The organism is Paenibacillus sp. FSL H8-0261 (genome assembly GCF_045040645.1).
Classification (GTDB): domain Bacteria; phylum Bacillota; class Bacilli; order Paenibacillales; family Paenibacillaceae; genus Paenibacillus_AQ.
In genome coordinates this window covers 5,733,245-5,747,449 of record NZ_CP150297.1, presented here as the reverse complement: position 1 = coordinate 5,747,449, position 14,205 = coordinate 5,733,245, and the positions used below count along the sequence as shown (strand labels likewise).

15 protein-coding genes are annotated in these 14,205 nt (G+C 45.8%); 10 read left to right on the top strand and 5 right to left on the bottom strand.

From position 1 onward, the window contains the following. Positions 1 to 199: 199 nt before the first annotated feature. Genes MHI27_RS25595 through MHI27_RS25555 form a run of 9 tightly spaced genes read left to right on the top strand, consistent with a single transcriptional unit; the run spans position 200 to position 7,495 of the window. Positions 200 to 517 carry a hypothetical protein gene (locus MHI27_RS25595; protein ID WP_405174969.1) on the top strand — a complete coding sequence of 106 codons (318 nt, stop codon included), beginning with the start codon at positions 200 to 202 and terminating at the stop codon, positions 515 to 517. A 4-nt stretch (positions 518 to 521) separates the two neighbouring features. After that, a complete protein-coding gene (wecB, locus tag MHI27_RS25590) occupies positions 522 to 1,616 on the top strand; it encodes a non-hydrolyzing UDP-N-acetylglucosamine 2-epimerase (protein WP_341051890.1) in 1,095 nt (364 codons plus the stop codon). Further along, complete coding sequence (locus MHI27_RS25585; protein ID WP_076285977.1) at positions 1,606 to 2,592, top strand: polysaccharide biosynthesis protein; 987 nt, start codon at positions 1,606 to 1,608, stop codon at positions 2,590 to 2,592. The genes wecB and MHI27_RS25585 overlap by 11 nt, the downstream gene beginning before the upstream one ends. After that, positions 2,589 to 3,428, top strand: a complete 840-nt coding sequence (locus MHI27_RS25580; RefSeq protein ID WP_076285978.1) for an SDR family oxidoreductase — start codon at positions 2,589 to 2,591, stop codon at positions 3,426 to 3,428. The genes MHI27_RS25585 and MHI27_RS25580 overlap by 4 nt, the downstream gene beginning before the upstream one ends. Next, positions 3,425 to 4,408, top strand: a complete 984-nt coding sequence (locus MHI27_RS25575; RefSeq protein WP_405174968.1) for an NAD-dependent epimerase/dehydratase family protein — start codon at positions 3,425 to 3,427, stop codon at positions 4,406 to 4,408. Before MHI27_RS25580 ends, MHI27_RS25575 begins: the two co-directional genes overlap by 4 nt. Then, positions 4,405 to 5,121 carry a glycosyltransferase gene (locus tag MHI27_RS25570; RefSeq protein ID WP_076285979.1) on the top strand — a complete coding sequence of 239 codons (717 nt, stop codon included), beginning with the start codon at positions 4,405 to 4,407 and terminating at the stop codon, positions 5,119 to 5,121. Before MHI27_RS25575 ends, MHI27_RS25570 begins: the two co-directional genes overlap by 4 nt. Positions 5,122 to 5,128: 7 nt before the next feature. Next, on the top strand, positions 5,129 to 5,704 hold the full coding sequence (locus MHI27_RS25565; protein ID WP_339798435.1) for a class I SAM-dependent methyltransferase: 576 nt from the start codon (positions 5,129 to 5,131) through the stop codon (positions 5,702 to 5,704). A 31-nt stretch (positions 5,705 to 5,735) separates the two neighbouring features. Then, positions 5,736 to 6,458 (top strand): glycosyltransferase, encoded by a 723-nt coding sequence (locus MHI27_RS25560; protein ID WP_076285981.1) that lies wholly within the window; start codon positions 5,736 to 5,738, stop codon positions 6,456 to 6,458. Beyond that, the gene (locus MHI27_RS25555) at positions 6,455 to 7,495 is read left to right on the top strand and encodes a glycosyltransferase family 4 protein (protein ID WP_405174967.1); all 1,041 of its coding nucleotides are present in this window, start codon (positions 6,455 to 6,457) and stop codon (positions 7,493 to 7,495) included. The genes MHI27_RS25560 and MHI27_RS25555 overlap by 4 nt, the downstream gene beginning before the upstream one ends. Before the next feature lie 65 nt (positions 7,496 to 7,560). On the opposite strand, the gene MHI27_RS25550 is transcribed toward MHI27_RS25555, so the two are convergent. Continuing rightward, the gene (locus tag MHI27_RS25550; protein WP_405174966.1) at positions 7,561 to 8,631 is read right to left on the bottom strand and encodes a glycosyltransferase family 4 protein; all 1,071 of its coding nucleotides are present in this window, start codon (positions 8,629 to 8,631) and stop codon (positions 7,561 to 7,563) included. Between the two features lie 203 nt (positions 8,632 to 8,834). Here MHI27_RS25550 and MHI27_RS25545 point away from each other — a divergent pair, with 203 nt between their 5' ends. Continuing rightward, positions 8,835 to 9,920, top strand: coding sequence for a YhcN/YlaJ family sporulation lipoprotein (locus MHI27_RS25545; protein ID WP_405174965.1), 1,086 nt, complete (start codon positions 8,835 to 8,837; stop codon positions 9,918 to 9,920). A gap of 88 nt (positions 9,921 to 10,008) precedes the next feature. Here MHI27_RS25545 and nagA read toward each other — a convergent pair whose 3' ends face one another. The 4 genes from nagA to MHI27_RS25525 all read right to left on the bottom strand — a co-directional run bounded on the left by nagA (position 10,009) and on the right by MHI27_RS25525 (position 14,001). Then, positions 10,009 to 11,196, bottom strand: a complete 1,188-nt coding sequence (gene nagA / locus MHI27_RS25540; protein ID WP_405174964.1) for an N-acetylglucosamine-6-phosphate deacetylase — start codon at positions 11,194 to 11,196, stop codon at positions 10,009 to 10,011. Continuing rightward, positions 11,184 to 11,912 (bottom strand): glucosamine-6-phosphate deaminase, encoded by a 729-nt coding sequence (gene nagB, locus MHI27_RS25535; protein ID WP_405174963.1) that lies wholly within the window; start codon positions 11,910 to 11,912, stop codon positions 11,184 to 11,186. Before nagB ends, nagA begins: the two co-directional genes overlap by 13 nt. After that, on the bottom strand, positions 11,912 to 12,790 hold the full coding sequence (locus MHI27_RS25530; RefSeq protein WP_042191459.1) for a MurR/RpiR family transcriptional regulator: 879 nt from the start codon (positions 12,788 to 12,790) through the stop codon (positions 11,912 to 11,914). The genes nagB and MHI27_RS25530 overlap by 1 nt, the downstream gene beginning before the upstream one ends. A gap of 236 nt (positions 12,791 to 13,026) precedes the next feature. Then, complete coding sequence (locus tag MHI27_RS25525; protein ID WP_405174962.1) at positions 13,027 to 14,001, bottom strand: LacI family DNA-binding transcriptional regulator; 975 nt, start codon at positions 13,999 to 14,001, stop codon at positions 13,027 to 13,029. Positions 14,002 to 14,205 lie beyond the last annotated feature (204 nt).

The window sequence follows — 14,205 nt, the reverse complement described above, 5'->3', positions numbered from 1 at the left end:
GCGAATTCGGCTAAACGAGCAAAAAGAGGGGTATTTTTGCCCCAGATTGCCGCGAATTCGGCTAAAAGAGCGAAAAGAGGGGTATTTATGCTCCAGATTATCGCGAATTCGGCTAAACGAGCGAAAAGAGGGGTATAAATGCTCCAGATTGTCGCGAATTCGGCTAAACGTGCAAAAAGAGGGGTATAAATGCCCCAGATTGTCGCGATTCCAGCCGGAACCGCCAAAAGAGCAGTATAAATCCCACAAATTGTCGCGATTCCAGCTGGAACCGCCAAATGAGCGGTATAAATCCCGCAGATTGCCGCGATTCGAGCCGGAACTGCCAAATGAGCGGTATAAATCCCGCAGATTGCCGCGATTCCAGCCGGAACCGCCAAATGAGCGGTATAAATCCCGCAGATTGTCCCAATCTGCTATTCTACCAATCCTGCTAAAAGCCCAACCCGCGCTTCTAGCAGCCTCAGTCCACCCGACTGAGCCAAGTCAGACCATCATCAAACAGGCAGGGGAGTGAACTCATGAAGATCATGACGATTTTAGGCACGAGGCCTGAAATCATCCGCCTCAGTGTTATCATTCCGCTTCTCGACGAACATGCTGAGCGGCACATCCTGGTGCATACCGGCCAGAACTTCACCGCCAGTCTCAGCGGCATTTTCTTTGCAGAGCTGGGACTGCGGGCGCCGGATTATGTGCTGCAGGATAAGCAAGCAGGACTCGGCGGCCAGCTTGCCGCCATGTTCGGAGGGCTAGAGAGCATTTTACAGAAAGAACAACCAGACCGTGTCTTACTTCTGGGGGATACGAATAGCGCGTTATGCGCGATTTTGGCCGAACGAATGGGTATTCCGGTGGTGCATATGGAGGCAGGCAACCGTTGCTATGACCTAAAAGTGCCCGAAGAGAAAAACCGCCGTGTCATAGATGCCGTTTCGACCATTAATATGCCATATACACAGCAGAGCAAAAGACATCTAATCAGCGAAGGCTTCCCAAGCAGACGTATTGTGTTAACAGGAAATCCGATTCATGAGGTCATGACTCATTTTGAATCGAAAATCCAGGCTAGCAGCATTCTGGAGCAGCTGAATCTTACCTCAGGGCAGTATTTCCTTGTAACAGCACATCGTGCAGAGAATGTAGATGATCCAGAGTCCCTTGTACAAATTATGTCAGGTCTTAACGCAGTGGCTGAGCATTTTGGAATTCGTTTAATATGCAGCATTCATCCTCGCACTCGCTCCAAACTAACTGAGCAATTTTCTCTTCCAATGAACCCTCTCGTTGAATTTCATGAGCCCTTCGGATTTTTTGATTTTGTTTATTTGGAACAGCACGCCTTGTGTGCCATCACCGACAGTGGGACCGTACAGGAGGAATGCTGCTTGATGAAAGTACCAACCGTTACGATTCGCAGAACAACGGAGCGTCCCGAAACGGTAGATTGCGGAAGTAACGTGGTGTCAGGTGTTGACCAGAAAAGTATTCTACGTAGCGTCAAGCTGATGGCGGCGCTCCGTCGGGATTGGGAGGCTCCGGAAGGTTACTTGACTCCGGATGTTTCGGTAAAGGTAGTTAAATTTTTGCTTGGAGGGAACCTGCATGTTCAATAATAAACGGATTGTGGTCACAGGCGGCACCGGTTCCTGGGGGCATGAGCTGATTAGGCAACTTCTGCCGCAAAATCCTAAGGAAATTATCGTATTCTCCCGCAGTGAGTCCGCTCAGGTGGCGATGAGCCGGGAGTTCGAGGATCAACGACTCAGCTTTATCATTGGCGATATCCGTGACAAGGATGCGCTGGTCGCCGCGTGCCGTGGCGTTGATTATATCTTCCATTTGGCGGCGCTCAAACATGTTCCGGTCTGTGAGGATCAGCCGTATGAAGCGCTCAAAACCAATGTTGTAGGCACTCAGAATGTAATCGAAGCAGCCATTGTGAATGGCGTTGAGAAAGCCATTTACATTTCTACGGATAAGGCTGCAAACCCGTCGAACTTCTATGGAATGACCAAAGCGATTGGAGAAAAATTGTTCGTCTATGCCAATCTAATTGGCTCAAACACCCGTTTTGTAACCGTACGTGGAGGAAATGTGCTCGGAACGAACGGCAGCGTCGTACATTTGTTCATGAAGCAGATCAAGGACAAGGGACAGGTACGTATTACCGATATGAAAATGACCCGCTTCTTTTTCACACTACGCGATGCGATTACGTTGTTATTTAAAGCTTCTGAGGTTAGCTTAGGTGGAGAAATCTTTGTCATGACGATGCCTACTTGCCGGATTATCGACCTGGCTGAGGTGTTAATCGAGGCCTCTGGAGAGCCGAATGTAAGTATTATCGAGACCGGAATTCGTCCGGGGGAGAAAATACACGAGATTCTAATGAGCGATTTCGAAAGCTTAACAACCGTTGTCTACGATGAACAGTATCTAGTGATTCTCCCTACGCTGAACATGCCAGAGTTAAAGGCACATTATAGCGCTTATCCTCATGTCTCTTTTAATAGTTTCAGCTCCGAGACGAATCTAATGGATCAGGAAGAGATCAAAAGCATCTTGATTCGAGGAGGTTTCCTGCAATGAAGCTGCTTATCCTTGGTGGAAACGGTATGGCGGGGCATATGCTGGCGGATTATTTCCGCCGCCAGGGCAAGCATCACGTCTTCCATACAACCCGGGATAAGAGCGATCTTGGCGGGCTGTATGTAGATGCGAACGATATAGCCGGAGTAGAGAAGCTGGTCGATATCGTCTCCCCTCATTGCATCATTAATGCGATGGGGGTACTCAATCAATTCGCAGAACGTGACAAAATAGGGGCTTACCACGTGAATGGCTTTCTTCCTCACCACTTGTGGCGGATGGCGGAAGCTGTTCATGCAAGACTTATTCATATCAGTACCGACTGCGTGTTTGAAGGAACACGCGGGGGGTACACAGAAGAGGATGTTCCTGATGGAACCTCTGCCTATGCGATTTCGAAAAGTCTTGGCGAGGTGCGGCAACCTGGGCATCTTACGATCCGGACTTCGATTATTGGTCCGGAAATCCGCCCAGACGGCATTGGTTTGATGGATTGGTTTCTGGCACAGCGTGGTCAAGTGTCAGGATACCGCCGGGTGATGTGGAACGGAGTCACTACACTCCAATTAGCTAAGGCAATGGATACGCTGCTGGATTCCACGGTATCGGGGCTGATCCATTTAGCGCATCCGAAGCCGGTAAGTAAGTATGAGCTGCTTCAGCATATTCAGGCTGCTTTTCATAAAGAGGATGTGGAAATCATCCCTGAGGATGAACATGTTCAAGATCGAACATTAGTGAATACAAGAACGGATGTTAATTTACCGTTGCCTTCGTACCCATTGATGCTGCAAGAACTGGCTGACTGGATGAAACAGTCAGAGATGTCCCCATGAAAGGTCAAAAACTACTGATTACCGGGGCTGCCGGATTCACCGGTCGACATGCCGTTCATTTGTTCTTGGCAGGAGGCGCTGAGGTTACTGCTGTGGTGCGTCCGCCATCCACAGCGGGTGCCCTAGCTTCCGCTTTGTTTCCAGAAGGAGTGAAGGTTTATTACTGTGATTTAAGCAATCGGAAGGCCGTAGCCGAGATGATCAAGGAAACTACACCGGAGGCTGTCCTTCATTTGGCAGGAAACAACTCGGTGCCCGAGTCTTGGCGTAACCCTTTGCTCTTTATGGAGACGAATGTGATGGCAACGTTATATTTGTTAGAAGCCATGCGAAATCTACCTACCAGTCGAATTCTTGTAGCAGGCTCGCGACTTAAATTCAAACCGGGTGTGGTGGCAGGACCCCCACACCCATATAGCCTCAGCAAAACAATAGAAGAGCTGGTGTCTCTGGCTTGGGGGACGCTGTTTAAACAGCCCGTTCTGCTGGCTGAGCCCTGCAACCTAATCGGTCCCGGTCCTTCTACTGGTTTCTGCTCTTTATTGGCACAGCATATTGTTCGTAGTGAAGTACATGCAGGCGAAGAAATCCCTCCCTTTAAACTTTCATCTCGCTATGCATTACGTGATTTTTTGGATGTACGCGATGCTGTAAGAGCTTATGACTTTATATTGCGCGAAGGTACTAATGGAACCATTTATCAAATCGACTCAGGGACACAACGGCAACTTGGGGATATTGCGGAGCAACTGATAAGCCGCTCCAGTGCTTCAATTTCGATGGACTGGGGACCAGCACAAGCTGCTCTCTCTATTCCGGTTAACGGAGTGGCGGGGGATAAACTAATAACTTCAGATGCCTTTGCAACACCTGAAGACAATGTATCTTCACTGGGCTGGAAGCCGGGAATTGAGTTTGGTCAGTCCTTAACAGATATTTTGGACTATTGCCGCGTGAACTGGGAAGGACGGATGTTATGAGACCGAAAGTATCGGTAGTGATTCCTTTTTATAACTGCCCTTATATAGAGCATGCTTTGCAAAGTGTGCTTTCACAGTCTTGGGAGCCATACGAGATCATCGTCGTCGATGATGGCTCGACTGTTCATACAGATTTGATCAGACCGTATTTTCCACGAATTCATTATTTGGGAAAAAGTAACGGAGGGACTGCCTCCGCACTGAATCACGGCATTTTGCATGCAAGCGGAGACTATGTGGCTTGGCTCAGCTCAGATGACTTATTCTACCGAGACAAAATCAATAATCAGGTGCTGTTCATGGAGCAGAACAACCTGTTCATCTCTTATACCAACTTCAATTTTATTAACGGTCAATCTCAACTAGTTCAGATGAACGCATCGTTATTGTTTCCTAGTCACCTCGATTATTTACGTTGTTTTTTACAGGGGAACCCTATTAATGGCTGCACGGTGATGTTCAAACGAGAGGTATTTGGAGCGATTGGGCTTTTTGATGAATCACTTCCCTATACACATGACTATGATTTATGGTACCGCGCGATTCTGAACGGGTATGCACCTGTGATGCTGAATCAGTCACTCACCGCTTACCGTAATCATGAAGGGATGGGGACGCTTAAGTATTACGATGTCATTATGGCAGAGGCAGCTGCAACCAACGCTCGCTACAAGGGTCCGCTCCAACACTTGATCTCTTCGATGGGGGGGTAAGAAGGTTATGTGCCGGGAAATTGAAGTGAATGACTTTCTACCAATCTTATTGGAGCAGTTGAAATTCTGTGAAAGTATACTGGATATCGGCAGTGGCACCGGTACCCTGCTTGAACAGTATGAAGCCGCAGTTGTCCTAGGACTAGAAATTCACAGACCTTACCTACTGCATCGTGAATATAAATCACCTCACATTATTCCAGTGCATGGTGATGCTAGTCATATGGATAAATTATTTCTTCCTAAGACGTTCTCGGCAGTCACTTTTATCGATTCCATAGAACACTTTGAAAGGAAGGAAGGACAGAGATTACTCGGGATGGCCGAGAGAATCGCCTATAATCGTGTAGTCGTGTTTACACCTCGGGGTTTTTTTCCGCAGGAGGGAACGGACCATTATCACTTGCAAGGAGAACATTATCAAAAGCATCGGAGCGGATGGGAGCCGGAGGACTTTATGGAGCTGGGATATGCTGTAACTGTACTTAAAGGCTTTCATCATGCTCAAAATCCATCGTTTCTTGAGGCGTATGGTGAAGGCCATGCCCCGGTAGATGCCTTATTGGCTTGCAAAACAGTATAAAGAGCGAGCTTCAGGTGAAGGAGGTGAGCGCATGAGTGAAGAACCTAAAGTGTCGGTGATCATTCCTTTTTATAACTGTCCATATGTGGATCTCGCCATCCAAAGCGTCTTGGAACAAAGTTATTCGAACATAGAGATCATTGTAATCGATGATGGATCTACTCTTTGGATGGAAAAGCTTGAGCCCTTCAGGGATAAGATTATTTATATACGAAAAAGCAATGGAGGAACCGCCTCCGCGCTAAACAGAGGGATAGGAGTAGCTACCGGAACTTATTTTGCCTGGCTAAGTGCTGACGATTTATTTCATCCGAATAAAATCAATCACCAGATGCAAATGCTCAAGAGCACAGATACTTTGTTTAATTATACAGCCTATTATTATGTAAACGAGCAGGGTGAGCGGATTTCAGAGACGATAAGTATGATTTTTGACAGCAGGGCACAGTTTATTGAGACCATGATGTTAGGCTGTCCGGTGAATGGAAGTACGGTTCTTCTCCATATGGATATCTTCCGCACAGTAGGGAAATTTAATGAGAAATTGTTGTATACACAAGATTATGATCTATGGCTGCGTATTTTGCCGTATTATACATGGTCTTATATAGAGGAACCGCTGCTTGATTACCGAGTTCATAACGAAATGGGCTCAGTGATTCACAAAGAGGAGCAGAAAAAGGAGATTGAGCAGGTACAAGCAAGACATCGCCGGGTTCTATCACGCTTGTTGCAAAAGGAGAGAAGGAAATGAAATTAATATTTCCTGTTCTAACTCTAACTAGGGGCGGGGCGCAGCGTATGCTCACGGAGCTGGCTAATCGTCTGACAGAAATGGGTCATGAAGTGACGATCCTCTTACCCAGTGATGGTGTCGTAGAATACGAGATGAAATGTAAACTGATCTATGCAAAAGAAGGAGAACTGGCAGCAAGCGATTTTCCTGCAGGAGATGTGATTATCTCCAACTTCTATACCACAGTCGAGGTATCACAGCGGGCAAGTGAAGAGGGGAAAGGCATTCATGTTCGATTGGCGCTTTGTTATGAGCCTACCTTTTTACCTGACAATAGCCGTTCTTTTTCATCGTATAATATTGCATCCAACCTACTGGTTCTATCACACTGGCAACAAGGAATTGTCCAGATGAACCATGGGATTAAAGGGAGAATCGTACCGATCGGGGTAGGTCCTGTTTTTAAAAATACGAAAATCCGTGATCGTAATAAAAGGCTGGTAATTTCCGCGATTATGCGCAAACCAGAGGGCGGATTCTCAGCTCACCGTGAGCAGGATTATTTACTTCGGCAATTAAACAAGGTTAAAGCCCACCATCCAGAGGTTGAAATATATTTAATTTCTCCTCCCGGAGAACAAGCGGAATCTGCAAGGCTACAAGCCCTAGTGAACGACGAACGTTACCAAATAAGAACTCCAGCGAATGATACAGAACTTTGTTTCCACTATAGTGAGAGCGACATTTTCGTAAGTTCGAGTACGTATGATACAGGTTCGTTACCAGGGATCGAGGCTATGCGTTGTGGTGCAGCGCTCGTTACGGTTTACGCCGGTGGGAATAAGGAATATTGTACACATGGTCATAACTGTTTAATGTCCTACCGGTTTCAGAATCGGCTTGCAGATGACATTATAACCTTAATCAGAGACCCGTCTTTACGCCGTCGATTGGCTCGTAAGGGGGAAGAGGTTTCACAGGATTTCACTTGGGAAAAAAGTACACGAATATTTCAAAATATGTTATTTGAGATTGTATCAAGAAATCCATCTTAGTATGTCCCAAAATTATAAAAGAACCTTCAAATCCACAAAAAAGTGGTTTGAAGGTTCTTTTGCAGTTAGAAGATGGCAAAGGAGTTCATCATTTCACGAAAAGACTGCGCATATTTTTCCGTACCGTAACGTGAAACCATATAATTTCTTCCTTGCTGGCGGAGTGCATTTCGCATTGGCATATTGTTCATTAGCTCTAGCCCTTCATTGACGGCCGTTTGGATGTTGCCAAGAGGATAAAATTTACCTGAAATATTATGCACAATAAAAGATCTAACGCCGTCGGAATCCGTGCTAAGTACGGGACAAGTGCAGCAAATGGCTTCCGCAACGGCATATCCAAATCCCTCTGTAACCGAGGTGGATAACAGAAACCCACCAGAATTGGCTATCGAGGAATAATAAATCGGCATCACATGATTTGGAATATTGGTAAAGGTACTCAGACGGTCATTCAGACCTAAGGTTTGCAATTCTTCTTGGAAGAGCTGCTTTTGATCCTTTGTGGCTAATTCAGGATCATGAAACATCCATAAATGAAGGTTTGGTTTGTGAAGGCGAATTTGATGGGCAATTCTCAAATATTCGCGCCAATTTTTGTTGCTTTCCAGACGCCCGACCCAAGCGATGACCGGATCAGCGGGAGGCTCAGCAGGGATGTGCTGAAAGGACTGAACATCAACAATATTGGGAATGACATACCGATGTAGCCATGGACAGATTTCAATAAACAGCTCCAGTAAATGATCCGTTGGTGGGATTAAGACAGCGTTACAGTAGGAGCGGAAATAAGGAATAGCGTCTTTAATTAGATCTTCCGCATGACTTCGTTTTCCAAGTCCTTGAGATTCGTATATCAAAATACCGCCATAACCGAGCTCACGCAGACGCTTAAGCAATAAATAATCGGATGTAACAATAATGGCATCATAGTTATGTGTCTCAAGTACTTCTTTAATCTCCTCATCTATAGAGGAAATGAAGACCGGAAAGTTAGCCTTATTCTGGCTTCCTGAACCAGGCATTAGATATAAAACATGACATTCGATCCCATTACGCTGGAGACTCTCGCACCGCAGTTTATTTAAAGTCTCCACCCCGCCACTCGGTATATAAAACGTGAATAAAACTTTCATGCACGTGCCTCCTGACTTTTGCGGAGCAATACCGACTCGTTGAAATACGGCTTACTGTTTATAAGATACGCCGATGTGCATCCGCAGGTGACGGTAAACAGACATAGTTCCAAATCCTTTCAGGATAGCTTGTTCTTCGGAAGGTCATGCTAACGACTGTTACGCTGCACACACATACAACAATAGAGATGGAGGATGAATTCATGATGCGATCCAAGATCAGCATGTCAGTCTCAGCCGCATTACTTCTAGGCTTGGTGAGTATTACAGGGTGTGGGACGAACACGGCAGAAAAGACTAATGTGCAAACTAAAAATGTCCGGGGGGTAAATGACGGACGTATCGGTGTAAACTCCGTGCGCGGAGGAACAATGGGTACGCATAATATTACAAAAATGGAGGTCAGTCAGGAGCTTGCTGATCGTATTGCTGCTATGCCTGAAGTTCGCACTGCGAACGTAATGCTTGCAGGTAAAAATGCGTATGTCGCCGTAACGTTACATGATACAACTACTGGTCTTCGGGCCAAAGGTACTACATCTTATCGAGCTAAATCGTCTACAGTTCCTCACAATTATGGACCGACTGGAGTAATGTCGGGTACAGGAAGAGTGAAAATAGGACGCGATGGAATGAATGATACAGGGGCCGTAACGAATGGAACAAACGGAGCTCTGAGAGGCACTGTGAATACAGTCCCTGGTACAACAAGCACTGGACCTGCAACACTTGGCATGGGTACTCACAGAAATGGAACAACCGGAATGGGAAGTCTGGGAACAGGTACAGGTACAGGAACGACTGGGACAAGAACCCATACTTATAATAATGGACCTCTGCTGAATAGCAACGGTTCGAAACATGATGTCAATATGGGAATGGGTATTGGTAACGGAATGGGCATGGGAACCAGAAATACAACCGGAACCGGGACCGGAATGACAGATGGTTTGGGGACTGGGATGGGTATTCGCAGTACCACTCCAAACTACACCAATAGTACGCATGGTACGAATTACAGAAGTAATTCGACTCACATGAACAATACAAATAACACTATGAATATGAAAGAAACAGATACAGTAACTAAAGAAATTAAAGCGAAAATCGCTGCTGAAGTTAAAAAACATGATGCAACGATTAAGGATGTATATGTATCAGCAAACCCAGACTTTGTAGAGCGGGTTAACGTTTATGCAGAAGAGGCCCGTGCTGGTCATCCAATCAAGGGTTTTGTGGATGAATTCCGAACGATGGTTGAGCGAATCTTCCCGACGCGTAATTATTAATCAATAGTTCGATTTTATAAACAATAAAAAGCAACAGTCCTCACCTTTGTGTCGAGAATTGTTGCTTTTTTATTATATAACCACCTTATTAAATGGTAATTGGGCGACCGCCAATCCATACGCCTCGCAAATTCAATTCAGCGTCAAGACGCAGGATATCACCACGTTTTCCGGCTTCCAAGGTACCGATCGAACGCTCCATTCCAATGGATATCGCCGGAGTAAGGCTTGCAGCACGGGAGGCTTCTTCTAAGCTGAGCCCTACTTCTTGTATGAGATAACGGAAGCCGCGAATCATGGTAAGTGTACTACCCGCCAAAGCGGCAGGGTTATCTTTAAGTGTGGCGATGCCATCTTGAACCAGCACAGGTAAATCACCGATTGTATATTCACCATCACTAAGACCAGTTGCAGACATGGCATCTGTAATTAATAACAAATTGTTATCTTTTTTTAGATTAGCCACTAGAGAAATCGCTGCAGGATGAACATGTATGCCATCGGCGATGATCTCCGCACGAATGCGTTTATCGAACAGTACAGCACCAGCAGTTCCAGGCTTGCGGTGATGTAGCGGTGTCATTGCATTAAACATATGCACGGCTTGATTTAATCCGGCATCTGCCGCGGCAATAACCTCTTCAAAGGAAGCATCGGTGTGACCGAGAGCAGCGGTAATACCATGCTTACGGAGCCAGAGGATAGCTTCTAGTGCACCTTCGCGTTCCGGAGCCAAGGTGACTTGCCGGATCATGCCCGGATAATCATTCTCCCATTGTTCCAGCCACTCAATATTGGCAAGAACAATATGCTCAGGGTTTTGTGCACCGGACCATTTTGGGCTGATGAACGGTCCTTCCAAATGCATGCCCGCGATTTGTGTGTATGGCATCTCAGTGGCGCGATATGCGTTTATTTCGGCAAATACTTGGTCAATGGCTGGCTTAGAGGCAGTCATAGTCGTAGCCAGCATGGTAGTTGTGCCTTGGGAGCTGTGAAATTTAGTGATGGTATTTAAAGATTCAGCATCACTATACATAAAGTCGTGGCCAGCTCCACCATGTACATGCACATCTACAAATCCAGGGATGAGCAGGTCTTCCGAAGCTTGACCATCAGCTGGCCAGTGCGCGTAAGCCTCTGGAAGCCATGCTGCCTCGCCAGCATAATGAATTTGCTCACCCGATACGGCAATCACGCCATGCTCAATTAATCCTTGGGGAGTCAGCACCTTACCAAACAGTAATTTTCCTGGTTCTTTATTTATTTCAGCCATTTTCCTGCTCCTTCATCTACAAGGACGATTACATTCGGATGGCTCTGCAGTAAAGATGCAGGGCACTGGGTAGTAATCGGACCTTCAACGGCATTCCGGATGGCTTCAGCTTTGCCAGCACCGCGTACTAACAATAGAATCTGGCGAGCTTTGAGAATGCCGCCGATGCCCATGGTTATTGCTTGCCGCGGTACATCGTCCAAAGAGTCGAAGAATCTGGCATTTGCTTCCCGTGTGTCTTCAAGCAAATCAACGACATGGGTTTTGCTGCTCAGATTGGCATCTGGTTCATTGAACCCGATATGGCCGTTGCTTCCAATCCCGAGGATCTGCAAGTCAACCGGTCCGTTTTCTTCCAGCATTTTGTCGTATGCGAGGCACTCCGCTTCCATATCTGCTGCATTGCCGTTAGGGATATGTGTCTGTCCTGGGTCAATATCAATATGATTGAATAATTGCTCGTTCATGAAACTGCGATAGCTCTGCGGGTGATCAACAGGCAGTCCGATATACTCATCAAGATTGAAGGAAGTGGCTTTCGAGAAGCTTACAAGTCCTTTTTGGTGCATTTCAACCAATTTGGCATAAACACCAACTGGGGAACTTCCGGTCGCTAGACCGAGCACCGCTTTTGGATTGCTATGAAGCAGGCTGGCGATAAGATTCGCACCCGTTTGTACAAAATCTTCATCACTATTGAACTTAAGAATATTCATTAAGATTGACCTCCTCGTTTGTTTCGGTAATGTTGGACATTCAAATAAGATTGCTCCAGTCTAGGAATAAAATCCCCAAAACGGGTGCTGACCATTCCAGTAAACAAAATATCAATGATGTGTAGCTGGGCAATACGTGAAGCCATATCTCCTCGGCGCATTCCTTTTTCCAGAGAAGAGGAGAAGAGTGGAATATCAGCCAGAGTTGCCAAGGTGCTGCTGCCGTAAGAGGTTAGAGCGATGGTGCTTGCTCCGCTGGCTTTGGCACAAGTTAAAGCATCAATGGTCTCAGGGGTTTCTCCGGAATACGATACTGCGAATACGACATCGCCTTCAGATAGCGAAGAGGCAGATGTAATCTGCATATGGGAATCAGCGAAAGCGGTGCAATTCACGCCAATGCGGATCAGCTTCTGATAGAAATCTTGTGCGACAATGGAGGAAGTCGCCATCCCGTACAGATCCACTCGCCGTGCTTGGCACAATAAATTAACGGCTGCTTGTAATCGTTCCAGATCTAGGAGTGAAGTAGTATCCCGAATGGATGTCAGGTGGTTCGTTTGCATCGCTTCCACAATTACGGAAAGCGGGTTACCTGCAACGATATCCTGATAAGAAGAACCGCCATCCTGAGGCGCTGCATCGCTATGAGCAATTTCAGCCGCCAGCTTTACTTTGAAATCTGGGAAGCCTTTAAAATGCAGAACCTTACAAAAACGTGTGATAGTAGCAGGACTAATACCGCATTGCTCCGCGAGTTCTGTGATGCCCATATGAACGATTTCACCTGGTGATGACAGGATCCGTTCCGCCAGCTTGCGCTCCATTTGAGAGAGCTTGGACTTTTCATGCTCAAGTGCATATAAAATTGGGGACATCAATCCACCTCGACTTCTAATGTAGCTTTTTAAAATTATTTTTAAAATTACTTCTTCAAATAAGAAAATTATTTTCATACTCAGAATAAAACAAAATCTATCCGGATGCAAGGGGTAAAAATGAATACAATATGGATAATATGCGAGAATTATTAGTCTCTCTTCTATTTAAATAAAAACGGCCCACTCACAGAAGACTGCGAGGTGGACCGTTTTTGAACAATACCTGAAACGTGCTATACCGTAGAACGTTCAATAATGCGATACTCAAGCTTACGGTGTACAGGATGACTATCATTAAGGATCTGATCATAGATGATCCGAAAAGCTGTAACGCCCATTTCGGGTAACTGGTTATCTATGGTGGTTAGACCTAAAAGTCGTCCGATCGGCTGGTCGTCAAATCCGATGACGGCCAGATCCTCAGGAATACGGATACCGTTCTTCCACGCTTCGATGATTAGACCGGCTGCCACATGATCGCCTGAAATAATTAGGGCATTAGGCCGGTTCTTCATTTTCAGCAGTTGGTGCAGTACACGTCCACCGTCCTCTTCATTCATACAGTTATACATCATCCATTCTTCCTGAAAAGGCTGGCCTGTAGCGGCTAGAAAGTCACTAAAGGCAATTTGCCGGATAGAACTACTGCTGCCATGTTGTCTGCCTTCACAGTAACCTATCTGTTCATACCCCTTATCATGCAAGTACTGCAGGCCGGAGCGAAAAGCGGAATAATGTTCGATATACACAGAAGAGAAGCGGCGTTCACCTCTATCTTGGCAGATGACTATCGGGCCATATGCTGTATATTCATCAATGACTTCTGAGCTCATTCTCGTAGATACAATTACCACGCCGTCAATTTCTTTGTTGCGCAGCATCTCCAGTACCTTGAGTTCTTCTTCATGACGATAATCGGTCTGGCACAGAATCAAGCGGTATTGCGCTAGCAACGCTTCTTGGGCTAAGCCTTCAATAATTACAGAGAAATAAAAAATGTTGATATTAGGGATAATAACGGCAATGGCGTGGGTACGACCGGTAATTAGATGCACGGCATTCATATTACGCGTGTAGTTTAACTTTTCAATCGTATTTAAAACAGCGGTTCGTTTGGTTTCACTTACATAAGGATGATTATTGAGTACTCGCGAGACCGTTGTCACGGAAACACCAGCCATACGGGCGATTTCTTTTATATTAGCCATTCGAGAACAACAGCCTCCCTTTGGTGCTTGTGTGTAGTGTCTAGTCTTTTTATTCTATCATATCGTCCGTAAATTACTTTGCAAATAAAAAGCTTGCTATGGAATCCATTTCATAAATTAGACTGTAGTTGCAAGGGATTACCGGACTAAACCGGCGTAACCTAACGGGCGTGACGGACCGGTACATCTAGTTTCATTTCTAAT